Here is a 24,151-nt window from a genome sequence, read left to right as displayed (position 1 = left end):
AGCTAATAGCTCATAACGGCTACTTGAAGCCAGTTACGGATCACGGATACGGAGGGATGCCGAGTGGAAGAAAAAATGGTACAGCTGCTTGCCCCGAACGGGGAATTGCAAGATGACGGCGAAACGTGGGACATGCCATTCTTTGAAAAAATGTACAGGCAGATGCTGCTCGCTCGCACGTTTGACCGCAAAGCGATTCGGTTGCAGCGGCAAGGGCGCATCGGCACATACGCGCCGTTCGAGGGACAGGAGGCAGCCCAAATCGGGAGTGCGGCTGCACTGCGGGACGACGACTGGATGTTTCCGACGTATCGCGACCACGCCGCAATGATCGCCTTCGGCGACGACCTCGTGCAACAGTTCATTTATTGGATGGGTCGCGTCGAAGGTGGACGTACCACGCGTCAGCGGCACATTTTGCCGCCGTCTGTACCGATTGCGACGCAAATGTTGCACGCAGTCGGCGTCGCTTGGGCGGCGAAACTGAAGCGGGAACAAACGGTCGCAATCGTCTATTTTGGCGACGGGGCGACATCGGAAGGCGACTTTCACGAGGCGTTAAACTTTGCCGGTGTTTTTCAAGTGCCCGTCATCTTTTTTTGCCAAAATAACGGCTATGCGATTAGCGTCCCGTTTTCGCGTCAGTCGGCGGCAAAAACGGTGGCCGAACGGGGACAGGCATACCGCATACCGAGTGTGCGCGTCGACGGTAACGACGTGTTTGCAGTCAAACAGGTGAGCGAACAAGCGGTGCGGCGCGCTGCGGGCGGAGGCGGCCCCACTTTGATTGAAGCGGTAACTTTCCGTTACGGGGCGCATACGACGGCAGACGACGCCGCCAAGTACCGCGCCCAAGAGGAGTTGACCGCACGCTGGCGGGAGAAGGATCCTTTAAAACGGGTGCAGTTGTTACTCGCGCACCATGGTAAGTGGGATGAAACGCGGGAGCGCGCGTGGCAACAGGAGGCGACGGCGCGCGTCGAAGAGGCGTTAAAGCTGGCGGAATCAGCACCAAAGCCAGATCCAGCGGCAATGTTTGAGCATGTGACAGCGGAAAAAAGCTGGCTGCTCTACGAGCAGCAACAACGAGTGATGCGCGCCCACCGCGAGGCGTCTAACAAAAACGATTGGGGGGTGGCCTTCGTATGACGGCGCAGACGATGCGGAAGATGAATATGGTGCAAGCGCTCAACGATGCGCTCGATGTGAAATTAGCCACCGACGAACGAGTCCTCGTACTCGGTGAAGACGTCGGTGTCAACGGCGGCGTCTTTCGCGTGACGGATCGGCTATACGAAAAGTACGGCGACGAGCGAGTCATCGATACGCCGCTGGCAGAGTCGGGGATCGTCGGTACGGCAATCGGAATGGCCTTAAACGGGCTGTTGCCAGTCGCAGAAATGCAATTTCTCGGTTTTCTTTACCCCGCCTTCGAGCAAATTGTTTCTCACGTCGCGCGCTTACGCGTGCGCTCGCAAGGTCAATATACGGTGCCGCTCGTCATACGCGCACCGATGGGTGCAGGTGTGCGCGCCCCAGAGCTGCATTCGGAAAGTGTGGAGTCGTTTTTCGTTCACACCCCAGGATTGAAAGTCGTCGTTCCTAGTCGTCCTGCCGATGCGAAAGGGTTGCTCATCTCCGCGATTGAAGATCCAGACCCGGTGATCTTTCTCGAACCGACCAAGGTCTATCGTAGTCAAAAAGAAGAGGTACCGAGCGGGCTTTACCGCGTGCCAATCGGGAAGGGCGTCCGTGTACAGAGCGGTGACGACATGACGGTGATCGCTTGGGGGGCGATGGTATCGGTCGCATTAGAAGCTGCACAGCGCTTAAAGCGCGCACACGGTTGGACGGCTGACGTGATCGATTTGCGTACCCTCGCCCCGCTCGACCGCGATCTCGTCGTCGCTTCGATAAAAAAAACGGGCCGTGTGACCATCGTGCACGAAGCGCACCAAACGGGCGGCTTAGGCGGTGAACTCGCTGCACTCATTAGCGAAGAAGCGTTTTATTACTTGCGATCGCCGCTGAAACGCGTTTGCGGTTACGACGTCCCCGTGCCCGCTTTTGCCGTGGAGGACGACTATTTGCCGACGGCTGCTAGAGTCACTGCCGCGATGGTCGAGTCGATCACTGCTTAAGGAACGATAGTTAAATAAAAGGTAAAACAAAACTGAGGAGGGGAGCGCATGGCTGTAGACGTGCGTTTACCGGATATTGGGGAAGGGATGCAAGAAGGTGAAATCGTGCGACTGCTCGTCCGCGAAGGCGAGCGAGTCGTTGAAGATCAAGGGATTGTCGAAGTGCTGACGGACAAAGTCGTAGCGGAAATTCCCGCACCAGCCACAGGTGTCGTCGAACGCGTATTTGTCGACGCAGGAACGGTGGTCGAAGTGAACGGCTTACTTTTACGCATTGCCGTAGAGGGAGATCACAGTCGAGATGACAGTCGAAAAAACAGTCGAACAAGTCCCGATCCTCACAGGGAGCTTCCGCTCATCGCAAGCGACAGTACCGTGCACCATGTGCACTCGCCGACTAAGCGGCAACAACTCGTGCTAGCCGCTCCAGCCACGCGCCGCCTCGCGCGCGAACTAGGCGTGCGCCTCGAGACGGTAAAGGGTACAGGTCCAGGGGGGAGAGTACTAGAAGAAGATGTGCGCCGCGACTCATTGCGGCCAGACTATTCTCAAATTTCCCCGGAACGGCAGAACCTGGACGTGCTCGACCGTCGTGACATCGATGACAACCACGGTGGCGATGATCGTTGTGATCGCATGGACAACCGTGATAGACACGACTCTCATGATAACATAGCTAATCACGGTGGCGACAATCGCGACAGTCGCGATTTGTATGATACGCACTATGTTTCCGGGGCGGACCCAACTAACCCGAACCCGTCGACGGACGTTTCTGTCGCCACACAATCCACAAAGCTCGACTTTAATGGGCTGCGCGGCACGATTGCGAAAAATATGGTCAAATCCGCCTTTACGATTCCGCACGTCACCCATTTTGAGGAGTTGGACGTGACTGAGTTAATCCATCTTCGCGAGCAGTTGAAGCCGAAAGCAGAGGCGCGCGGCGTCAAGTTGACGTTCCTTCCTTTTTTTCTTAAAGCGTTAGCGTTGGCCTTGCGGGAGTATCCCGTCTTCAACGCGACGTGGAGTGCGGAAGGCACGGACGTTTATTTGCACCCGCACTATCACCTCGGCATCGCTGTCGATACAGCTGAAGGACTCGTCGTACCAGTGATCAAAGACGTGGACAAAAAAAGTTTACTGACGTTGGCAGAGGAAGTTCAACAGTTAGCCGAGAAGGCGCGGGCGCAGCGATTGACGCGGGATGACATCTCTGGCGGCACGTTTACCGTAAGCAGTGTCGGCGCGCGCGGTGGAACGTCCGCTACTCCGATCATTCGTCATCCGGAAGTTGCTCTCATCGCATTTCACAAAATAAAAGCGCGTCCTGTCGTCGTGGAGGCACAAGATGAACGGACGATTGTCATTCGCGATATGATGAATGTGTCCTTGTCGTTTGATCACCGCGTGACTGACGGTGTACGAGCGGTCAACTTTACGAACAGGCTTGGCGAACTGTTGGCCGATCCACAAGACTTGCTGCTTTTAATGTGAACGATAGCATACGATGTGTGTAATAATGTTGTGCAAAAACACGCATTGCGATAAAGTAGTAACGTGCAGGTCGCAATGTGTGAATCGAGATGGCCGTCACATCGTTTTTAGAACTAAACCCGCACACATTTTATATAGTAGTTCCATTCATAAGCGGTTTAAACTAAACTATAGATACTGTAAAATAATGTGAAGTGTGAGAGGAGAGATCCCGCTTTGGGAGTGATTATCGTTTCTTTACTCGTAACAGCGGTTATTGCTATATCGATGTTTATCGGTACGGCAGTTCTACTGGCGGTTGCGCCGCAGGAGTTATGGGATCAGCCGACAGAATTACTACACAAGGTTGGCCAACTGGATTTGAAAACGGCCTCGTTACATATTACGATGTTCGAAACGACGGTCGTGCTTTTGATCGTATTGGCGTTAGCGATTCTCGTAGTTAGTTTGCTTAAATTAAAGGACGAGAAACGGCAGGACTTAATTATCAACTTAACGACAGTCGGTTTTTACGTGACGTTTCTCGCCTTTTTAGGTAACGCCGGCTTTTATTTGTACCACCTGTTCATCAGATTTAACCCACTCGTGTGACGAGAGGCGCGACCGAACGTTGAACGAACAGTCGCCGTGGCGAGGGATGCGCCCGCGCTACGGCAACGGTAGTTCAGCTTGCCCCCGCTCCGACTCCGGTTCGATATGGATGAGAATTTGCGCCTGCGGAAAACTACTGCGAATATCGGCTTCCACCCGGTCGCACAAGGAATGGGCTTCTGCGACCGTTTTGTCTGCTGCGACGACGAGGTGGAGGTCGATATGTTCTTCTGGACCCGAGCGGCGCGTGCGCAAGTCGTGGAACTCGATGTATTCATGGGCGTATCTTTTAAGAATACTGATGATCTGCCGGTGTTCCTTGTCCGTCAAGCTTACATCGACGAGTGGCAAGAACGACTCCTTCCCTAAATCGAGCGCTTCTTTCATAATAAACAAGGCGATGCCGATCGCGATGAGCGGATCTAAAACGTGCATTCCCGTTACACTGACGAGCATTAGGCTCGCTGCGACACCCAAAGATGTGTACACGTCTGTCATTAAGTGAAGTGCGTTCGACTTCATCGCTACCGACTTAGTCTCTTCTCCGACGCGGCCAATCTTTCGTCCGACAAGGAAGTTGACGAGCGCCCCGAAAAGCATGACTGCGATGCCGAGGTACGGCAGGCGCAGAGTAGTCGGACTCAGTAATTTACTCGCTGATTCATAAATAATCCAAGCACCAGCGATGAATATGAGTAACGTTTCAATCGTCCCGGACACATTCTCTATTTTGCCGTGCCCAAAAGGGTGCGAACGGTCAGGTGGCTGGTGCGACGTGCGCACGGAAATATAAGCAATTACTGAAGCGACGAGGTCGAGACCGGAATGGATCGCTTCCGAAACGATCGCGACTGAACCCGTTAACGCCCCGATAATAATTTTTAAAACGACGAGACTTGTATTACTGACGATCGATAATGCAGCGACGCGGGATGAACGCATATTCCTCACCTCTTACAAATCCTACAATTTTTAGTGTATCCAACGCTTTGTTCCTGCAATCTTTAGCAAACGTGAACAGATAACGCAGTCAAACAGTTACCTTACGGAACGATAAAGATGCGACTAAGTAAAAAAGGTGCTTAGACTACATAAAGTTGTAACGGCGAAACAAACAATAAAAAAACACCTTACGATGAAGGTGATTCGTGTTTAGACTATTTATAATAAACTTTCTAGTTTTCGGCGTGCGGTGCGCGCTTTTTGTTGCCACTAAACGCACGTCTGAGCGGACGCGTGCGAGTACTTTTTTCATTTTTCCAACCCTCTTTTGTACAATTTATGTTTCTGCCACTCCCCCTAGATTTATAGCAGTTGTACCTAAAGATCCATCTTTATCCAACAGTATATGCTGTCATTTAAGTATATCATTAGTCGTGCCGCAAGGAAAGGCAATGAGTACCAACCGAAGTGTAACGGTTGCCAAACAGAAGCTGCTTATTCCCCCCGATCTCTTCGCAAGAGATGGGGGTGTTTTTCATAACAAAACTGATGTTCGCTGACTAGATTGGGTACATGGCCCATGGTACGTTATACATAGAAAAAGGCATTTCACACCTTACGCACCATAAAAATAGTAATAGCGCCCAGCGGTAAAAAGAACCGGAAAGATGCACACATCGCAAGGCAAATACGGTGAGACAGTCAAAGGAGGAGTAGCTATGAATCAATATTTATTTGTCGATTTTGAGTTCACGATGCCCGAAGGAAAAAAACGTCAACAACCGTGTAGAAAAAACGGCAATAACCGATTTTTTGCAGAAATTATTGAGGTGGGGATCGTGTCGGTCATCGGGGGGCAAATATACGATACGTTCTCCAGCTACGTGCGGCCAGAGCACTTTCCCGTCTTGAGCGAGCGATGCAAGACGTTCCTCGGCATCTCGCAAGATGCGGTCGACGATGGAATATCATTTTCACAGCTCGTAGAGACGTTTGACGCGTACATTCAGTTGGCACCGACGATCGTCGTGACGTGGGGGGACGGCGATATGATTGTCTTGCGGCGCAATTGTTATCGGGCAAACCTACCATTTCCGAATCCGTTTAGAACACTTGACTTAGCTGATGAGTACCGTCGTTTTTTCGGCGATCGCAACTTAACGAGTTTACGCAATGCCATTCGCGCTTACGGCCAAAATGGGACAGGCCAGCAGCATAAAGCTCTCGACGATGCGTTGACGACGTACGAGGTGTTCAAGCGGTTTGAGAAAGATAAGCGGTATTTACAGCCGCCAAAAAAGACGACGATCGCCGACCGCTTCGATTTTGCCGCCATTTTAGAACGGTTTGCGTGAGGCGCTGTTTGCCGGTAAAAAAACCGGCGTTTATTTTTTTTACTTGCGAACAGTACTGACGTTTATATTACATATTCGCAGCGACCACATACGTAACGACCGACAGCAAGAGCGACGTAATCGTCATCGCCAGTAGCGGCAGCATGCCTTTCGTGCGTACGTCGTGCAAGCTGACGTTCAACCCTAGCCCGACCATTGCCATCGTTAAAATAAACGTCGTCGTTGTCGAGATCGCGTCCATAGCCGCTTGCGGAACAGTTATGAACGTACCGAGGACGTAGCTGCCAAACAGACTCATGGCGATAAAGCCGATCAGGAACCAAGGAAAGTCGACCGTCGTATCCTCGTTTGCTTTTCCGGAGCGCTTCATCCAGTACATTAAAATGAAGCAGAGAGGTACGAGGAGAAAGACGCGACCGAGTTTCGCCAGTAGCGCGACAGCGAGCGCGTCTTCGCCAGCTGGTGCGGCTGCTAAGGCGACGTGGGCAAGCTCGTGCAAACTAAATCCCGACCAAATGCCGTAATCGACGTCGGCGAGCGGCAAGAACGGACGTAAGAGGGTGTAACCGATCGCAAACACGGTTCCCATTAAGGCGATAATCCCGACGCCGATCGCGGTATCTTCTTCTTTTGCTTTGACGATTGGCGAGACTGCTGCAATCGCCGCCGCCCCGCACACGCCCGTACCGACTCCTAACAGCAGTGATAACGACGCATCGGCTTTTAGCCACTTTGCCAGCATAACCGTAAAAATGATAGCGAAAGCGATAATCCCGACGTCGATTGCCAACAATCCTAGACCTTGGTGCAAAATGACGTCGATATTTAACTTCAAACCGTACAAAATAATTGCTAGGCGCAATAGTTTTTTTGCTGAAAACTGGATACCGGAACGGATCGCTTCTGGGTATCCGAACAGTTGCCGATACGCAACGGCGATAACGATGGCGCAAGCGAGCGGGCCGACGCGGTTAAAACCGGGAACGAGTGCCAATCCCCATCCGAGCGAGGCGATTGCTAATGTAAACGAGATACCTCCCAGCCAGCGGTACATACGTGCGGTACGTAAAGACCGCGCATCCGCTGATTTGCTGGTTGCGGTGAGGGGCGTCTCAGCTGGAGACGCATGTGTTTCTTCTAATGACATACGCCTACCTCCATTGATTAAAAAGTGTTTTGTTAATTTTGTGTAAAATGGCGAAAGGTACTTAACGTAATGGAACGATCACATATAGTGCTATCATATAAGAAGACATGCAATAAGTGAAATAAGCATTTATGATGGTTATCATAAGTAAACACTTATACAATTGAGTCGTCTGACGGAGGAGAGGTTGTCATATGGATCAACAACTACTCGTGTTTGTAACCGTGGTGGAAAAAGAAAACTTTTCGCGAGCGGCGGAAAAACTGCACATGACTCAGCCAGCGGTCAGCCAGTACGTCCAGGCGCTGGAACGACGCGTCGGCGCGCGTTTGTTAGAGCGGAGCAACAAATTCATTCGTCCGACTAAGGCTGGCGAGGTCGTGTTGCACCATGCGCTAGAGATTATTGCGTTGTATTCGCGGATGCAAGGTCTGGTCGATGAAATGATGTATAAAGCGAGTGGCAGTCTGGCAATCGGGGCGAGTTATACGTTTGGCGAATACGTTTTGCCGCGCCTGATCGCTGAGCTACACGCCGCCTATCCGTTAATCAAGCCAACTGTGGTAATCGGCAATACGCGTTACATCGCCGACCGCGTCGCCAACCGCCAGTTAGACGTCGGCATTGTTGAAGGGGATGTTGCCCCCGATAACGCTTATGTGGCGCCCTTCGCCGACGATGCGATGGTCGTTGTCGTCGGTGCGAATCATCGATTGGCGCAGCAGTCGCGCGTAGCGATCGCCGATTTGGCGCAGGAGGCGTGGGTCGTCCGCGAAGTCGGGTCAGGTACGCGTAGCGTAACCGAGCACATGTTTGCCGAGAACGGTCTCAAGCCGTCGTCAGTCATGGAATTTGGTAGTACGCAGCTCATTAAGCAAGCAGTGGAGGAAGGGCTCGGCATCTCCTTTTTATCGCACTGGGCAATTCGCAAAGAACTCGCCTTGCGTACGCTACATGTTGTGCCGCTAAAAGGGTTTCCATTCGTGCGGCAGTTTTCGCTCGTGACACAGCGGACGCCATTTCAAACGAAGGCGATGGAGCTGTTCCTCGAGTTGTTAAGGACAAGGGTTCCGCAAATGTCGGAAGGTTAACGGCTGACGAACTCCCAGATGTCAAACAGTTGGGACGTGCCGAGATGCTTATGTGGCATGCATTGTCGATTCTGCCAATCAGACTAAGGATCACGCGATTCGTAGTCTTTTTTTTTGTGAACGAAAACGTGTCGTTAAGCGTACTACAATCGGTACGCCTTTATACGCGATAAAGCGGACCGACGAACTACTGGAGCTCGTCGGTCTCGCTGACGCCGAGAACCGTCGGATTAGTCACTACTCCGGCGGGATGAAACAGCGTCTCGGGATTGCGCAAGCACTCATTCACCGTCCGAAACTCGTCATGTTGGATGAACCAGTTTCCGCACTAGACCCGCTCGGTAGGCGAGACGTACTCAACTTGCTTGGTCAGCTTAAGCGGGAAACGACTGTATTATTTTCCACGCACGTGTTGCACGACGCCGAGGCGGTTAGTGACTCGGTCTTAATTATGCATGAAGGACAGTTGAAACTATCTGCTCGTTTACAAGAGATCCGCCAGAAACATCAACGAGGTACAGTTGTCATCGAAGGTGACGAGGAACTAGCACCGCTTGCAAAGGAGTGGCAGCGGCAAGGGGTGATCAGTCACTTTTCTCAAGAGGGGTTGGCCTACAAACTGGTCGTGGACGATCTGGCGCAGGCAAGAATGAGCCTCCTTCAATCCCTCGCCGCTCACCGCGTGTCGCTGTCGCGGTTTGAGACGGGGAACACGTCACTAGAGCAACTGTTTATGGAGGTGGTACAGTCATGACGCAGTGGTTCGTGTTATTTCATAAGGAATTGCTAGATATGTGGCGCAGCTATAAATGGGTTTGGGTTCCGCTCGTGTTTGTCGTCCTCGGGTTGATGAAACCACTTAGCTTTTACTATCTCCCGCAAATATTGGAAACGGCTGGCGGCCTTCCAGAAGGGGCTTCGATTGACATTCCGTTGCCGACAGGGGCAGAAGTACTTACGCAATCGTTGGCCGATTTTGGAGTGCTCGGTTTACTCGTACTTACGTTGGCTGCGATGGGAACAGTTGCCCAGGAACGGAAAAGCGGCGTCGCGGCGATCGTGCTGCTAAAACCTGTCCCGTATACGTCATACGTAACGGCGAAATGGGTTAGTCTGTTACTACTCACGTGGGTCGCCTTGTTGTGTGGTTACGGCGCATCGTGGTACTATACGGAGCTGTTAATCGGCGCGGTTTCACCTCAGCGGTGGTTTTACAGTTTGCTCCTGTACGGCTTCTGGCTCAGTTTTGTCGTTACTGTCGTCGTATTTTACAGTATCTTAATGAAAAATGTCGGTGCCGTCGCGTTTCTCTCCTTGTCTAGCGTCACCGTTTTATCGGTCGCTACTGCCACTTTTACAAAGTGGTTGAGTTGGAGCCCGGGGCAGTTAACGACACATGCATATGCCGTGTTGGCCGAAGGGGAGGTTGGCGATTCGTTTCTGGCTGTCACGCTCTGTTCAATCGGGGTAATGGTTGCGCTCTTAACTGTGTGGCCGTCGCCATTTTTCGTTGGAAAGAGCTCGTCGATTAAAGTAAAAAAAAGGGGGGCAACGGCACGCGCGTTGGCGTTGCCCCTCAATCTGCCGACTCGTGTGCCGACTTTTCTTTTTCCTTAAGTCGTAGCAACGAAACGATTTGGGTGACGATGAGATATAGGCCGGGAATAATGAGCAATAAAGCGATCCCTGCCTTCGAACGGGCAAAGGCGAGCACATGGCCCAAATAAGGGATGTGGACCCCGCTAAAATGACCGACGACTTGTTCCGGATGTACCGGGTTAGGATCGATGGCGTCGTTGTTGTCACCTTTTGTAATGTACTTGTAGCTGTCCCCGTCGCGTTCGACTTCTTGAACGCGGTGCGTGATGAGCGTTTGCCCTTCAGCGCGAAACGTGATGATGTCACCTTTTTTGTACGGTTGCTGCTCCGCGTCGGTATGTTTGACGAGAATGACAGAACCAGTCTGCATGGAAGGTTCCATTGAGCCGGATAAGACGACAAACAGTTCATATCCTAGCGGATTTAGTGGCCCGCCTGCAGTGACGGTCGACACGGTCATTAATATCATTAAGAGCAAGACAACGACAACGACTGTCGTTGCGATGCGGCTGATCCACTTTTTTGCGCCCTTCGCTTTCATTACAATCCCGCCTTGCTGTATGCTTCACTTTTTCAAATGCACTAATTTGGTCGGCTATCGCTTTTTTATTGGGCGGTGCCTTCCGTCGCATCTGATACTTTTTTCTCGTTTTTCTCAGTACCGTTCGATCCATCTGGCGACGGCTTCGTTCTGTTGGCAGGCGAACGGGGGTTGGTGGGCTCAGACTGTTCGCTTCGCTTGTCGTCTTTCGTCCTGTCGTTCGTCCTATCCTTTTTCCCGTCTTTTGCCCGATCCTTTGTCGTGTCGCCAGTTTCGTTGGTCGTGCCCGATTTAGAACCGTCTTTCCCCTCGTCTGCAGACTCGTCTACAGAATTCTCTTCAGTCTTGTCCTTCGTCTTGCGTGGCGGCTTGTCTAACTTCTCGCCCCGTTTAGTTTGCGGGCTGTCCACTTTCCGCTGTTTAGGCTTTTTCTTTTCTGTTTCTTTCGCGCTGTCGTCTTCGCGACACATTTTCACAGCTTCGGTTACCGTTTGGGTTACCGACTCAATTTGTGCGAAATCTTTTTGTGCACGGTTGTAGGCGCGCGCGATCGTTTGTTGCAACCGTTTTGCCGCTTGCACATTGGGCGATTGTGCCGCAAATTTCTCGGACGCATCCGCTACCTCCTGTGCGGCTCGTTCGCGGTACTGCGTAAGCTTCTTAACGCTTGCTTTCGCTTGCCGGTGCGAGTCTTGGATCGCTTGTACCGCGTCTCTCGCTTCGGAACACGACTTTTGTTTGTTCAGAGAGCGCGCTGTTTGCTGCAGTTCCTTCACGCGAACGCGTGCCTCGTGAACGTTTTGAGCCAGTTTGTCGACTGTGTCGGGAAAGACAAATGCTGCACCGAACGTTCCGGCCGGCGCTTGCACTTCCGCTCGCATGAGGGCGTACGACGAGGCGGGTACGGCCGCCAGTAGTAAAAGAACGGTGACGGAGAGACTGATGAGGGTAAATAAAGGTCTGCGCATGAGAACCTCCCCCAGTTAGTAGAAAGTAGACTTACAAACGTCGCTCAATCGGATCGATCGTCTTATAGTAACATGCTAATAGTAACATGCTGAGGGAATGAATAACATCAAAAAATGTACGCGGCAAAACGAGTCATCGCCGCGCACAATTTTTAAAGATTGAAGTTAAGCGCCCAACTTCATAAACCTTAAGACTTACCAGTCAATGTTGTTCGGATCGTCGTTGTTTTTCACTTGTACCCCTTGGACGTGAATGTTAACTTTACCGGTTTGTCCTTGGTACTCGTTGCCAGCTTCGCGCGGGAAGACCCAGTTGACAGGCACGTCGCCGTAGCCGCCAGCTTCAATTTTGATAACGTCTTCGCTGTGCTGCAGTTGAACCGGGTGGCTACCATCGAAGAGCGCACCGCTCGTTTCAACCTTTGACACTTTTACCCAAGCGTCGAGCGTACCTTTGTTATGTACTTTCACCGTTTCGGTACCGCTGTCGCCAGGTGCCACGTTGTTAATGTAGAAGGCATGGCTGCCGTGCGCATTTACGAGTTCTAACGTCCCCGCGTTGAGCGTATTTCCTTCGTTGGACGCTTCCGAAGTGAAGAGTGCGAAAGACCCAGCGGTAATGAGGGCGATGGCAAATACCAAAACGCCTAACGTCGATAAAATTTTAGTTCTTTTTGTCACTTTATTTCCTCCTTAACATAGTGTGTGAAATATATTGAATTCCTTGGCCAACTGTTTCGGCGCTTTTGTTTGACCGAGGAAGTTCAATCGTAGGCACATTCCCAGTCGCAGGTAAATCGAAAGTGTGTACGGTGTGCGGTAATGGAAAGCTCCTCTTACCAAAGCTTCTCTTACCTTTGTTCTCTATTAAGAATTATAGCGGAAACAGTCAGTAGATGGAAGGGTCAAAAGGCACGAAAAATGAGCAATTTGCGGTAGTTAGTACGTAGTAGCGAATGAAAACGACTGTTTTCATCGTTTGCCGTTCTTTATTATGAACATAGAAAGGAAGCAAGGATCAACGCGACAGTTGGCAGCGTTTCCCAACAGTATTTCGAGGTGACGAGCGGAAGACAAGGCATATTGAAAATTGACAAAATACAAAAACATGCTAGGCATGACTACAAATATTAACTATAATATAAAGGGAATATACATAAATATTGGAGAGGGAAGGGTTAATGCAGATGAACAAGAAGAAGGGTATGTTGTCAAAAACGTTGCTCTCTTTCGTACTGGCCGCAAGTTTACTATTGTCACCGCTAGCGTCCGCGCTGGGACGAAGGCCAATGCGATCCACCTGCCGTTCATGGAAACAAAGCCGGGTTACTACGTCGGTTACTGGACCGTACCGGCGAACATGCGTGCTGCTGGGGCACATATCGAAGTGACGGCGCGAGATCACTTCGGCAATGAAACGCGACAGTTGGCAGCGGGGAAGCTTTACGTTAATGTAGAGTGAAACATCGTTATACGCCGCGAAAAATATATTCAACTGATTCGTTTAATAGGGAGGGGAGGGACGTTATGGATATTTCTACTATCCTTTATTTTACTGCCGTTTCAGCGCTACTGACACTTGCACCTGGGCCAGATATTTTGTTCGTCGCCGCGCAAAGCGTATCTCACGGTAAAAAAGCAGGGCTTGCGACTGCGTTAGGGTTGTGCTCTGGTCTTACCGTGCATACCCTCGCCGCCGCCCTCGGCATTTCCGCGATTTTGCACCAGTCGACGCTCGCCTTTCAAGCGATTAAATACGCCGGAATCTGCTACTTGTTGTTCCTCGCGTGGCAAGCGTTGCGCGAAGGGAAACAAGCGCCAACTGCAGGTACCGTGAAACGCCAAACGTTAGGACAGCTGTACCGGCGCGGGATCTTTATGAACGTGCTGAATCCGAAAGTATCTTTGTTTTTCCTAGCCTTTCTGCCGCAGTTCGTTTCGCCGCAAGCGGGGAACGCGCCTTTACAGATGATTTTTTTAGGGATCTTGTTCATGGTTCAGGCGGTATGCATTTTCTTCCTTGTGGCCCTCTTGTCCGGCAGCGTCGGCAAAAAGCTGTGGGAAAAACCGCGGGTAGCACGATACGTCGGCTTAGCGAAAGCGCTGCTCTTTGTGTTGATCGGCTTACGTCTTGCGTTAGGGGATGATTGATGGTCGCGTACCGACGTGCCACGTGTTCCTATACTAAAATAAGGATACGGCCCTACACTCTTCGCCCAAGCGATGGTGGAAGGGCCGATTTTTGTTAACGTATTAAAAACATTTTTCCATCTTCGTCATACGAAATCGGAGCTCTGTATTTAGGCGCGCCTCAGCGTAAGTAATAATTTCTTCCGAAAGGGTGATGTGTTCCTTAGGAATCGTCTTTAGTGAGTCTTGAACCGCTTTTGTTCGCTTGGATTGTTCATGACGAACTCTTTTGTTATTTTCGTACGGTCGACGAAGTCGTTTTTCCGTTTTTAGAAGCCGACTCCAGGGGCGAGAACGATTTTTTCTTCTTGTTGATCTTGTACGATGACGGCGCTATTATTGAGCACCTTCTTTATTTTCATTCCCTATCTCCTCCGTTTTTTAATTGTAGCATAGAAAGAAAGGTGAACCGCCTCGGCAGAAAGGCATGTATGTGTCAAGCTTTACTCGACGACCTTACAGGATCAAGGATTTAAAGACCTAAATATGTCATTCCCTAACGTTCACTTGTTGTCCGCCCTTGAGGAGTTAACTCTTCAAGGACGGCGATTAACCACCTTATCCAAATACCCAATAGCACTTGAAGCTGATGCGGCACCTACTTGGATCCTGCCAACTTGAACCCCAATGTGATCCGACTTACCTATTCGCCTCGCATGGCGTTTTAGTTTTTGTGTCACTTGGCGGTTGGGCCAGACAGTTAATAATGCCTGTCTCAACGTCCCATTGGTAACGCCTTGTTGTACTTTGGCGATGGCTTGAGCCCCTTCTTCACTCCAGTACATGCCACGACGTTTCATGCGGTATGCCAGACGTCTCTGGTTCGATTCCATGCATCCCATCCTACGAGCATTTTTTGGCACGTCTGGACTAACCTCACGCCAGTCGCAGAGGATCTCCCAGTGCCCTTCAAGATACTTCTGCATGTTCTCGATACGCTTTTCCTCTCGCTCCGTCTCTGCATTTCCCTGTGCCGTATCAATCACCGCTTTAAACCTATCCTTATTTTTTTCGGATATTGCCTTTTCAATTTGAGGAATGAGCCTTGGCTGGCGGCTCAACCCGCGACGAATACTCCTCTTTACGTGAAAAGGATCCAATTGGCGGACAACCGATGTCGCTTCAGAAAAGGTATTTTGAACGCGTTCCTCAGAGATCCATGAAGCCGCATCCGCATTAGTCGCCACATGTGTATGTGAGAGATCCCAACGATGTCGAATCGCTGCATAACCTATTTCCCAAAAGTCATCCACCGATTCAACGGTAGAAAAGACGTGACGATCTGTTAACGAGACACGCTGTCCGTTTTGCTCCCACCCGGTATAGGCAAGCATATTTTTGATCTCTATTCCTTTGCCTCTCCCTTTGACGTATAAGCCATCTGCTTCGCAATATAAGTGCTTAACGGACGGAGAGTTAGGAATTACCGTATCCTCAAAAATTCGATCCCTTTTTTCAGCATCCATGACAGCTTGAGCTTCACCTGCTTCTTTTACTAAGCGCTGAAACGTCGTATGGCTGATCGTTATACCGGCAAGTTTTTGCGTGACCTCTGAGGCGAGGCGGTAGGTCATTCCCGGCGCTGCAGCTAACTCTGCTCCGAGCATCATAAGGTCTGGGCTGTATCTTTTACGGCGTTTTAAACCGATTGCCTCATCGACAGGGTAATGTGCGTTTCCGTTTCGGTCGTACATCAAGTGGCGTTTATAGGACACTGTCCCAAAAAAACTGGTGAACTCCCGGCTGTCCAATCGCTCACTTTTCCAACCGTATTTTTCCTTGTAATGCGTCGTCATCATCTGATCGAGCTGCTCCAAAAATTCTCCGAACAGATCAGCCATCACTTCCATCAGGCGAATACGTAAGCTTTCCCAAAACGACAACATATCTGTAGACTGTTCCAAGATAGTAGCGATTTCTGGTATAATGGTTTTCAAGGAAGACCTCTCCTTTCGTGGTGGTTAGGAGTACTATTTAGGTCTTCCTTTTCTATATTCTCCCTCCAAATTCCTGCTAAAACCCTTCGAGAGAAATGTTACACATACGAAAGGCATTAATAAGACATAGCACGGTAAAACATATCGCACTTATTTTAGGCATATCCATAAGATGTTACTGCGAGCTTTTTTGATGTACGTGATTAAGGGGGAGAGGCAAGTTGTTCACGGGAAGCGCATGGGGTATACGCATGCGGCGCACATTTTTTTCACTCATTTCTGTCGTACTCGTTTTTGCACTAGCCGCATGTGGCAGTGGGGCGAAGGACAAGGACGTATCAAAGGGGAGTGCAGAAGAGAAACAGGACGGAAAACCGGAGAATAGCGGAAAGGGAACGAATAGCAATAGCAAGAAGACGGAACAAGAGAGTCTGGAGAAAAACAGTACGGATAAAAAGGGCGACCACGCCGAGAAAGAAGATGCTGAAAAAACAGAAGGAGATCGCTCCGGGCAAGCAACGGATGACGAAGGCGTCGCGTCAGAGGATGACGAAGAAACTGACGCTAGTCGTTCCGAGGAAGATGTAAAAGGGGACGGAGAGGGAGAAGAAGCGGGTGCGAAGGACGCTCGAAAGGAAACCGTCGCTAGGGACAGCGAAGGCGGTTCCGACAAATCTCCCGACAAGAAACACCAAGAGCCAAAAGCGATCCACCCACTATTCAAATTGAATAAAGAAACGCTACAGTTAGCATCACAAGGGATCTTAAACGGCATCGACATCCCTTTAGCCACTGAGCAAGCAGAAATTGAAAAGAGGTGGGGGGAACCGGACGAACGCGGCGTTTACGAAGTCGATTACATTGCTTACAATGCGCAAAACGTAGTCTTTCACATCTACCAATCAACCGTTTCGTCAATCACTCTGTTGGCGGATGTACGACTCGACGAAGTGACGCGCATCCTCGGCTCCCCTGGCTCGGAAGGCACAAGCATGAAGGATGGAACCTGGTCTGTCGTGTACAATTCGGGGGAGTATGAAATATATTTCTCATGGGAGACGAAAAATGCGGATAGTTGTCGGGTGCTGTTTAAGCATCAATAAAATGGTAACAGGATGCGAACAACAGGCATATGCATGTGTACGCAGGGAGTGGGGTAGAAAAAGCCGCTCCCTGTTATTTTTTCGCAACGAAAAAACGTTACAGCCAAGTTTTTGATGTTATTAAAGCGCGATGATTCAATAGGCGGTCGCTTATTCCGACAGCGCCGAAATAATAAGACTTTGCCAGCGTACAAAAAATGTCAGCCCGCATACCACAAAATTTGGTACAATAATAAAAGAAATCAGCCCCTGACGTTAAACGCTAATAATGGCAGGCGTCGGGTGTATCGTGTGAAGAAAAGTGTGCCTCGCGATGCGACCGTCGTCTGATACGCGCGATCGCAACACGCGGGTGCTCAAAGGAGAGAAAAGAGGTTGTGAATCGTCCATGGTAACTTTTTTGGAATGGAATCCTGTCATCCAAACAGCGCTTTTGTTCTTCATATTCCTTTCCTTGAACAAAAACTTTTTGGTAAAGACAGGGAAGTTTGCGAAAGTATTCATAAGACGGTCGTTGGTCGTCATCGTTTACCATTTGGCAAAACTGTTCCCGCGAGACAAGCAACTCATCGTGTTTGGTGCCGAAAACGGCAACGGTTTTCGCGGGAACCCAAAATACTTGTTTTTAGAAGCGATCGAGGAAGACGGTCTGCGCTGTGTGTGGGTGTTAAAAAACAAACGCGCGGTAAAGCGCGTCCGCCAGCTCGGTTACGAAGCGTATTATTACCATTCGTTAAAAGGAATATTTATGCAATTGCGTGCCAAAACGTTTATTCATTCACATTCCATTCACGACGATTTTAACCGCATGCTGCTCGGAGGTGCTACTTCGATCAATACGTGGCACGGCGTCGGCTTAAAAAAGGTGTGGGGTGCCAACAAAAGGACATTTACGTATAAAGCGATGCACGAACCGAAACGCCTCAAACGGTTTTTCAACATGCGCGTTGTGCATACGCAAACGGCGAAAAACAATTACGTCATCTCGACGAGCGAGCGGGTATCGTCGTATTACCCAGAGACATTTCTCGTATCGCCAAAAAATGTGTTACAAATGGGGCAAGCGCGTAACGACGTCTTCTTTTATGAATCAGACGAAGAGAAGGAATTTCCGGAATATATTAAAAGGGAAAAAATTATTACGTACATGCCAACGCATAGAAACCACGGTAAAAAGGACACTGATATTAACGATGTCCTAGATTTCAAGGCCATCGACGCGTTTTGTGAAACTTATGGATATAAGTTTTTAGTAAAACGCCACATGTATAGCAACGGGCACGTGTCAAAGTTGTTGAAGCACGTCATCGACGTCAGTCACGACAATCTAGATCCGCAGTTGCTTTTAAAGTATACAGACATATTAATCACAGATTACTCGAGTTGTTATACGGACTACTTGTTGCTTGACCGGCCTGTTGTTTTTTACTGTTACGATCTGGAAAAATACTTAAAAACGTCTAATGAGATGTATTACGAGTACGACGAAGTTACCCCGGGGCCGCACGTGCGCGAATTTGAAGAATTACTGCAGACGTTAACCGACTTCGCCTCCGGGATCGACGACTATAAAGACGAGCGGGAGAGAGTGTTGAATATTTTCTATGCGAAAGAAAATCAAGGGAGGGTTGCCAAAAAGCAGTGGGCGTATTTGCGTGATAACATTATTGCGAACGGCGGCAATAACCGCGTGATGAACAAGCCGGAGAAAGATAACGTATCGTCGTTGACGGGCTAGCCGTAAGCAGTCGGTCACTGTCCGTCACTGTCGGCCACTCTCGATTACTGTCGGTCACTGTCGGCTAACTCATCCGTGCGCCCAGCATCATATGTTCACTTCCCACTTCCGACAAGTTCATCGTGTACAAGGGCGGCGGCTGCCGCCTTTTTCTATTTTTCACAGGGGACGGGACGTGCGAAATACGGCCGAATAGGATGGATACGGAAGCTGAGTGCTGCGCAACGGTTCCTGCGCCTGATAGAGCGGGCTCACGTGACGTGAGCCCGTTTGACCCCTACTACGAGCAATAGTAACTTTAAGGAACTTAAGGAGCAGGAGGTCATCACGATCAGTGAAATTATTTCTGATACAGCTGACGTATTTATAAATCGTTGGCCGATGGTGTGGGGGCTTATTGTCGAACACATGTATTTGTCTTTAATTTCCGTCGGAATCGCCATTATCATTTCTGTGCCGCTCGGGATTTGGTTGACGCGCCACCAAAGAATTGCCGATCCCATAATCGGGGTTACTGCCGTATTTCAAACGATTCCGAGCCTTGCCTTACTCGTATTTTTAGTTCCTTTCGTCGGGACGGGGAAGACGCCGGCGATTATCGCGCTCACTGTATACGGATTGCTGCCGATTTTGCGCAATACGTATCTCGGCATTCTCGGCGTTGACCGTTCGGTGATCGAAGCAGGAGTAGGGATGGGGATGACGAATCGCCAAGTGTTGTGGATGGTCGAATTCCCGCTTGCCTTAAACGTGATTATGGGCGGGATCCGCACGGCAGCCGTCTTAATCGTAGGGGTTGCGACGGTTGCGGGTCTCATCGGAGCAGGCGGTCTCGGTGACTTAATTTACCGCGGCCTACAAACGTACAACACTGGCCTCATTCTCGGGGGCGCGCTGCCAGCTGCACTGCTGGCGATCGCGCTAGATTTTGTGTTAAAAAAAATAGAGATACGCGTAAAGCCCAAAGGGGACAAAGTAAAGCAACCGAAAACGGGTACGCGCAAATTGCGCTGGGTTGCGGTAGCGGCAGCGCTATTAATCGTGCCCATCGCCGTCTTCGTCGGCATGAGTAACGCCGACCAAGCCAAGTCGGACACACCTGGCCAGGGCGACGTGGCCGATAACGCAAAACAGACAGATCACACGATCACCATAAGCGGAAAGCCGTTTACGGAACAGGAAATTATGGTGTACATGATGGGGCACCTCATTGAGGCTCATACCGACCTAAACGTCACTTACGAGTCGTTCGTCGGTGGGACGGCCCCAGTGTTCGATGGCCTGCGCCGCGGCGATTACGATCTTTACGTCGAATATACTGGTACAGGTCTGATGAATATTTTGGGAGAAAAGACGATTAACGACCCGGACAAAGCGTATGAGCGCGTAAAAAAGAGATTTCAGGAAGCATACGATTTAGTGTGGCTAAAACCGATCGGCTTCAACAACGCGTACACACTCACGATCCGTGAAAAAGATGCGAAAAAGTGGGGCGTAGAGACGATTTCCGATCTTGAGCGGGTGGCCGGGGAGCTGACGCTCGGGTCGGAACCGGAGTTTTTGGAACGGGAAGACGGCTATGCGGGACTACAAAAAACGTACGGGTTCGAGTTTGCCGCGACACAGTCGATGGACTCGGGGATTATATACAAGGCAATAAAAAATGAAAAAGTAGATGTCATTGACGCTTATGCGACGGACGGGCGCATTCCTGCGTTTAACTTGAAAGTGCTCGAGGACGACAAAAAATTGTTTCCGCCGTATTACGCAGCGCCACTTATTCGAGCCGACACGTTAAAGAAACACCCTGAACTAGAAGACGTGTTGAATAAGCTAGCTGACAAAATTGACAACGAAACGATGCAAAAGCTAAATGCGCGCGTCGATATCGATAAAGAACAGTATGAAGACGTCGCCGTCGATTTTTTGAAAGAGGCGGGACTAATCGATTAACAGCAAGTTTGTGACGGGACTAATCGATTAACAGCAAGTTGTGACTGGACTAGCCGATTAATCGTAAGCCTGCGGCTCGCCGCATCGCATAACGGAAAAACTTGTAACGGTACACTTGATCGACAACACTCGGGACTCCACCTGACCTAAACAGACGGTACGTAAAGCGTACCGTCTGTGTCGTTTGTAGGCCTATAGCTCAGCGTTAAAATTTATAAATAACGTTCGGGGATTTTCGTTTACAGTCCCATCTTTTTCGCGGCGAACGTCAGCTCTTCGCGGAATTTCGGGTGGGCGATACTAATGAGTCGTTTTGCCCGTTCCCGCACGGTTTTGCCTCTTAGGTCGACTGCCCCGTATTCGGTGGCGATGAAGTGCACGTCGTTTTTGGAGGTCGTCACGACGGAACCGGGTGCGAGATGAGGGGTGATTTTCGACGTTTTACCGTCTTTTGTCGTCGAATGGAGGCAGATAAAACTTTTTCCCGCTGTAGCAAAAGCGGCGCCGCGGGCAAAATCGGCTTGTCCACCGCTCGAACTGTAATAGTAGTTGCCGTTGATCGTCTCAGACGCACACTGGCCGTAAAAATCGACTGCCGTCGTCGCGTTAATGGCGACGATGTGATCTTCTTGTCCGATGATGCGCGGGTCGTTAACGGCGTCGACGGGTAAGATGTGTACATCTGGGTTTTCATCGATAAAATCGTACAGTTTTTGCGTACCGAGGGCGAACGTACCGACAATTTTTCCGCGGTGTGTCTTTTTCATACTGCCGTCGATCGCCCCAGCCGCCACGAGGTCGACGATGCCGTCGGTAAGCAGCTCGGTGTGGATGCCGAGATGTTTTTTCGCCTTTAATTCATTAATGATCGCACTCGGAATGTTACCGATCCCTACTTGTAGTGTACTGCCGTCGGGAATGTGTTCGATCACGTGGGCAGCGATTTGTCGATCTTTATCCGTAAACGTACCGGCCGGTACGACGAGGTTCGGCGTATCGCTGACGATATATCCTTCAATTTGGCTCATATGGATCCGGTTTTGGCCGTAGGTGTGCGGCATCGTCGGGCGCACCTCGAGGAAAAACGGTACTTTTCCGATAAGGGCAGCTGCATAATCGCCGTTCGTACCAAGGGAGAAATAGCCTTCCGCATCCGGTGGCGCTGCGGCGGCAAGGACGAGACTCGCCCGCGTTTGTTCTAAAAGTATGCGCGGCGTCCGGTGAAAGTCATTCGGCATGAGGTCACACAGACCGGCGTTGTACGCCTCGCGCGAGGCAGGACTCAAAAAATAGGCGACGTGGCGCAAGTGACCGGCGTATTCGCCGCGAATATAGGCACGGTCTTGACGCGGGTTTGCCTGGTGGATGCGGACGTTTTTTAAGCGGCTGGCGTGTGCTTCGAGTGTGTCCAATAATGTTGGCGGTTCGCCGTTAGATAGAGGAACGATAAGGTCGTCGCCGTCGTTGATGTATGTTAGTACTTGTTCGGCACGCATAAGTTTGTCTGTGGTGTGTAAGGGACACACGGCCAACCAACTCCAATCGTTTCATTGTAGCGTTATACATATGTTTCATTGTGTAGCGTTATAGACGCGTTGCCTGTCAATTGCAACGTACTATTTGTAATAGTATACTCGATTCTACGGAAATTTGGGGAAGTAAGTCGCGAATTTAAGACGAAATGGGGTCAAAAAGCACATGATTGACGCACACATTCATCTAGATCAATACGATTCTACCGCACAAACACAAATTTTACAGGGGCTCCCCACGTACGGGGTGGAGCGGGTCGTCGCTGTGTCGATGGATCTTAACTCATCCGAACAAACGCGGCAACTGTATTTACGCTACCCCGAACGTGTCTTACCGGCTTACGGTTTTCACCCGGAGCAATCACTGCCGCCGACGTGTGAATTGGATGAGCTGTTCACGTGGATCCGCGCACACCGAGAGGAGGTGGCGGCGATCGGGGAAGTTGGATTGCCCTACTATCGGCGCCGAGAAGCGGAAAAAAAGGGTGAGTGTTTTAACTTAGCACCATACGTCACCTTATTGGAGCGTTTCGTCGCAATAGCGGCCGAACTACATCAGCCGATCGCGTTGCACGCCGTTTACGAAGACGCGGCGGTAGCATGTGACTTATTGGAGGCGTACGGCGTGACCAAAGCACACTTTCACTGGTTTAAAGGGGATGAGACCACTGTTCAGCGCATGATCGACAACGGCTATTATATTTCATTTACCCCCGATCTTTTGTACGAGCCGTCGAGGCAACAATTGGCGAAAACGTATCCGCTACAACGCGTCATGGTGGAAACAGACGGGCCGTGGCCGTTTGACGGACCCTTTCGCGGGCAGCGGACACACCCGCGCATGGTAGCCGCGGTCATTCGTCAATTAGCCGAAATAAAAGGACTCCCGGTAGACGTTGTGGCACAAACTGTTCGTGAAAACACATTGCGGCTGTACGGCTGACTTTTTATCCGTTACGTATTTTCACGGACGGTTGTCGTACAAAAGCAATCCATGTGCGTTTTCATAAAAAGGCGTTTCTAATGGACATATTAAGATACCAAACGATACACACTTGTTTCGAACGACAGTTAACGGCAAGAAATCCGGAGTGAGTCCTTTGTTTTTATATATCGTTAAAGTGATTGGCATGTTCCTCATAGCCATTACTGTTTTGCGCCTAATGGGGAAATCTGTCCTCGCACAGGTGACACCGCACGATTTAATTGCCATCGTTATGATCGCTGCACTGGCGACGAAGCCGCTTTTAGATGAAAGCATTATGAAGACGCTCGTCGGCATCGCCGTGTTACTGACCGTGCAAATTGGTTTCTCCCGCTTGACGCTCGTTAAGTGGGGCAATAAATTTATCTTGGGGAAACCGACCATTCTTGTGAAACACGGCAAAATTGTGAAGGACAACTTACAGAGGAGCAAAATTTCCTTAGCTGAGTTGTTAACGTACATTCGCGCGAAAGGCTACCCCGACGTAAGGGAAGTGCTGTACGCTATCTTGGAGCCGACGGGCACGATTAGTGTGTTGCCCTTCGAGGACTTGTACCCAGTGACGCCACGGGACTTACGGATCGACAAATCTTATCGCGGGATCGCCCTGCCGCTTGTCATCGATGGCCACATTCAGTACCACAACCTGGCGCTGATCGGTAAAGATGAACATTGGTTAACTGATGAGTTGACGACGCAAGGTTATCGCGACTTGCGGCGCGTCATGTATGCAGCGAAGATGGAGGATGAGCGCCACCTTTATATCGATGACGGCGAGGGGGGCGAAGGCGATGGGCTATAATAATATTTAGACTCGTTGAAAGGCATGTTGCGGTTGACA

At 50.3% G+C, this 24,151-nt stretch carries 23 protein-coding genes; 15 read left to right on the top strand and 8 right to left on the bottom strand.

Translation table 11 applies throughout. The features are described from left to right. The first annotated feature begins 75 nt into the window (after positions 1-75). The 4 genes from pdhA to BN1247_RS13120 all read left to right on the top strand — a co-directional run bounded on the left by pdhA (position 76) and on the right by BN1247_RS13120 (position 4,229). Positions 76-1,149, top strand: a complete 1,074-nt coding sequence (gene pdhA / locus BN1247_RS13135; protein ID WP_054951649.1) for a pyruvate dehydrogenase (acetyl-transferring) E1 component subunit alpha — start codon at positions 76-78, stop codon at positions 1,147-1,149. After that, the gene (locus tag BN1247_RS13130; RefSeq protein ID WP_231633285.1) at positions 1,146-2,141 is read left to right on the top strand and encodes an alpha-ketoacid dehydrogenase subunit beta; all 996 of its coding nucleotides are present in this window, start codon (positions 1,146-1,148) and stop codon (positions 2,139-2,141) included. Before pdhA ends, BN1247_RS13130 begins: the two co-directional genes overlap by 4 nt. 48 nt (positions 2,142-2,189) lie before the next feature. Further along, the gene (locus BN1247_RS13125; RefSeq protein ID WP_054950798.1) at positions 2,190-3,638 is read left to right on the top strand and encodes a dihydrolipoamide acetyltransferase family protein; all 1,449 of its coding nucleotides are present in this window, start codon (positions 2,190-2,192) and stop codon (positions 3,636-3,638) included. A gap of 216 nt (positions 3,639-3,854) precedes the next feature. Further along, on the top strand, positions 3,855-4,229 hold the full coding sequence (locus tag BN1247_RS13120; protein WP_054950797.1) for a hypothetical protein: 375 nt from the start codon (positions 3,855-3,857) through the stop codon (positions 4,227-4,229). A 57-nt stretch (positions 4,230-4,286) separates the two neighbouring features. Here BN1247_RS13120 and BN1247_RS13115 read toward each other — a convergent pair whose 3' ends face one another. Further along, on the bottom strand, positions 4,287-5,171 hold the full coding sequence (locus BN1247_RS13115) for a cation diffusion facilitator family transporter (RefSeq protein WP_054950796.1): 885 nt from the start codon (positions 5,169-5,171) through the stop codon (positions 4,287-4,289). Between the two features lie 719 nt (positions 5,172-5,890). Between BN1247_RS13115 and kapD the strand changes: the two genes are divergently transcribed. Then, positions 5,891-6,526 carry a 3'-5' exonuclease KapD gene (gene kapD, locus BN1247_RS13110; RefSeq protein ID WP_054950795.1) on the top strand — a complete coding sequence of 212 codons (636 nt, stop codon included), beginning with the start codon at positions 5,891-5,893 and terminating at the stop codon, positions 6,524-6,526. A gap of 67 nt (positions 6,527-6,593) precedes the next feature. Here kapD and BN1247_RS13105 read toward each other — a convergent pair whose 3' ends face one another. Then, positions 6,594-7,580 carry a YeiH family protein gene (locus BN1247_RS13105; RefSeq protein ID WP_231633455.1) on the bottom strand — a complete coding sequence of 329 codons (987 nt, stop codon included), beginning with the start codon at positions 7,578-7,580 and terminating at the stop codon, positions 6,594-6,596. Between the two features lie 287 nt (positions 7,581-7,867). On the opposite strand from BN1247_RS13105, the gene BN1247_RS13100 reads away from it, so the two are divergent. Genes BN1247_RS13100 through BN1247_RS13090 form a run of 3 tightly spaced genes read left to right on the top strand, consistent with a single transcriptional unit; the run spans position 7,868 to position 10,381 of the window. Then, positions 7,868-8,764, top strand: a complete 897-nt coding sequence (locus BN1247_RS13100; RefSeq protein WP_054950793.1) for a LysR family transcriptional regulator — start codon at positions 7,868-7,870, stop codon at positions 8,762-8,764. 52 nt (positions 8,765-8,816) lie between these two features. After that, positions 8,817-9,518 carry an ABC transporter ATP-binding protein gene (locus BN1247_RS13095; protein WP_054950792.1) on the top strand — a complete coding sequence of 234 codons (702 nt, stop codon included), beginning with the start codon at positions 8,817-8,819 and terminating at the stop codon, positions 9,516-9,518. Beyond that, on the top strand, positions 9,515-10,381 hold the full coding sequence (locus BN1247_RS13090; RefSeq protein WP_054950791.1) for a hypothetical protein: 867 nt from the start codon (positions 9,515-9,517) through the stop codon (positions 10,379-10,381). The genes BN1247_RS13095 and BN1247_RS13090 overlap by 4 nt, the downstream gene beginning before the upstream one ends. Here the strand turns inward: BN1247_RS13090 and sipW are convergent. From sipW to BN1247_RS13075, 3 genes are all read right to left on the bottom strand, one after another. After that, on the bottom strand, positions 10,341-10,904 hold the full coding sequence (gene sipW / locus BN1247_RS13085; RefSeq protein WP_054950790.1) for a signal peptidase I SipW: 564 nt from the start codon (positions 10,902-10,904) through the stop codon (positions 10,341-10,343). The two genes, BN1247_RS13090 and sipW, sit on opposite strands and share 41 nt — an antisense overlap. A gap of 65 nt (positions 10,905-10,969) precedes the next feature. After that, a complete protein-coding gene (locus BN1247_RS13080) occupies positions 10,970-11,872 on the bottom strand; it encodes a hypothetical protein (protein ID WP_054950789.1) in 903 nt (300 codons plus the stop codon). A gap of 195 nt (positions 11,873-12,067) precedes the next feature. Then, complete coding sequence (locus BN1247_RS13075; RefSeq protein ID WP_054950788.1) at positions 12,068-12,553, bottom strand: TasA family protein; 486 nt, start codon at positions 12,551-12,553, stop codon at positions 12,068-12,070. Positions 12,554-13,181: 628 nt separating this feature from the next. On the opposite strand from BN1247_RS13075, the gene BN1247_RS18240 reads away from it, so the two are divergent. Next, entirely contained in the window at positions 13,182-13,334 is a 153-nt protein-coding gene (locus BN1247_RS18240; protein WP_222705242.1) for a hypothetical protein, read from the top strand. Between the two features lie 65 nt (positions 13,335-13,399). Then, complete coding sequence (locus BN1247_RS13065) at positions 13,400-14,023, top strand: LysE family translocator (protein ID WP_054950786.1); 624 nt, start codon at positions 13,400-13,402, stop codon at positions 14,021-14,023. A gap of 308 nt (positions 14,024-14,331) precedes the next feature. Here the strand turns inward: BN1247_RS13065 and BN1247_RS17270 are convergent, their stop codons facing one another. Together BN1247_RS17270 and BN1247_RS13060 are read right to left on the bottom strand one after the other, a co-directional pair. Then, positions 14,332-14,424: a CAT RNA binding domain-containing protein gene (locus BN1247_RS17270; RefSeq protein WP_074011167.1), complete on the bottom strand. Its 93-nt coding sequence runs from the start codon at positions 14,422-14,424 to the stop codon at positions 14,332-14,334. A 174-nt stretch (positions 14,425-14,598) separates the two neighbouring features. Then, complete coding sequence (locus BN1247_RS13060; protein ID WP_187119684.1) at positions 14,599-15,948, bottom strand: ISLre2 family transposase; 1,350 nt, start codon at positions 15,946-15,948, stop codon at positions 14,599-14,601. Between the two features lie 272 nt (positions 15,949-16,220). On the opposite strand from BN1247_RS13060, the gene BN1247_RS13055 reads away from it, so the two are divergent. The 3 genes from BN1247_RS13055 to BN1247_RS13045 all read left to right on the top strand — a co-directional run bounded on the left by BN1247_RS13055 (position 16,221) and on the right by BN1247_RS13045 (position 20,793). Continuing rightward, complete coding sequence (locus BN1247_RS13055; RefSeq protein WP_054950785.1) at positions 16,221-17,102, top strand: DUF4309 domain-containing protein; 882 nt, start codon at positions 16,221-16,223, stop codon at positions 17,100-17,102. 313 nt (positions 17,103-17,415) lie between these two features. Beyond that, positions 17,416-18,840: a CDP-glycerol glycerophosphotransferase family protein gene (locus BN1247_RS13050; RefSeq protein WP_082415938.1), complete on the top strand. Its 1,425-nt coding sequence runs from the start codon at positions 17,416-17,418 to the stop codon at positions 18,838-18,840. Positions 18,841-19,221: 381 nt separating this feature from the next. Further along, positions 19,222-20,793 carry a glycine betaine ABC transporter substrate-binding protein gene (locus BN1247_RS13045; RefSeq protein WP_054951647.1) on the top strand — a complete coding sequence of 524 codons (1,572 nt, stop codon included), beginning with the start codon at positions 19,222-19,224 and terminating at the stop codon, positions 20,791-20,793. Between the two features lie 239 nt (positions 20,794-21,032). On the opposite strand, the gene BN1247_RS13040 is transcribed toward BN1247_RS13045, so the two are convergent. Then, entirely contained in the window at positions 21,033-22,289 is a 1,257-nt protein-coding gene (locus tag BN1247_RS13040; RefSeq protein ID WP_054951646.1) for an acetyl-CoA hydrolase/transferase family protein, read from the bottom strand. A 202-nt stretch (positions 22,290-22,491) separates the two neighbouring features. Between BN1247_RS13040 and BN1247_RS13035 the strand changes: the two genes are divergently transcribed. After that, positions 22,492-23,268 (top strand): TatD family hydrolase, encoded by a 777-nt coding sequence (locus BN1247_RS13035; RefSeq protein ID WP_054950783.1) that lies wholly within the window; start codon positions 22,492-22,494, stop codon positions 23,266-23,268. Positions 23,269-23,488: 220 nt separating this feature from the next. Then, positions 23,489-24,112 (top strand): DUF421 domain-containing protein, encoded by a 624-nt coding sequence (locus tag BN1247_RS13030; RefSeq protein WP_187119790.1) that lies wholly within the window; start codon positions 23,489-23,491, stop codon positions 24,110-24,112. Positions 24,113-24,151: the final 39 nt, after the last annotated feature.

This window comes from Numidum massiliense, assembly GCF_001375555.1.
In the GTDB taxonomy this organism is placed as follows: domain Bacteria; phylum Bacillota; class Bacilli; order Thermoactinomycetales; family Novibacillaceae; genus Numidum; species Numidum massiliense.
The sequence above is the reverse complement of the archived record's forward strand: the minus strand, read 5'-3'. Positions and strand labels throughout refer to the sequence as shown.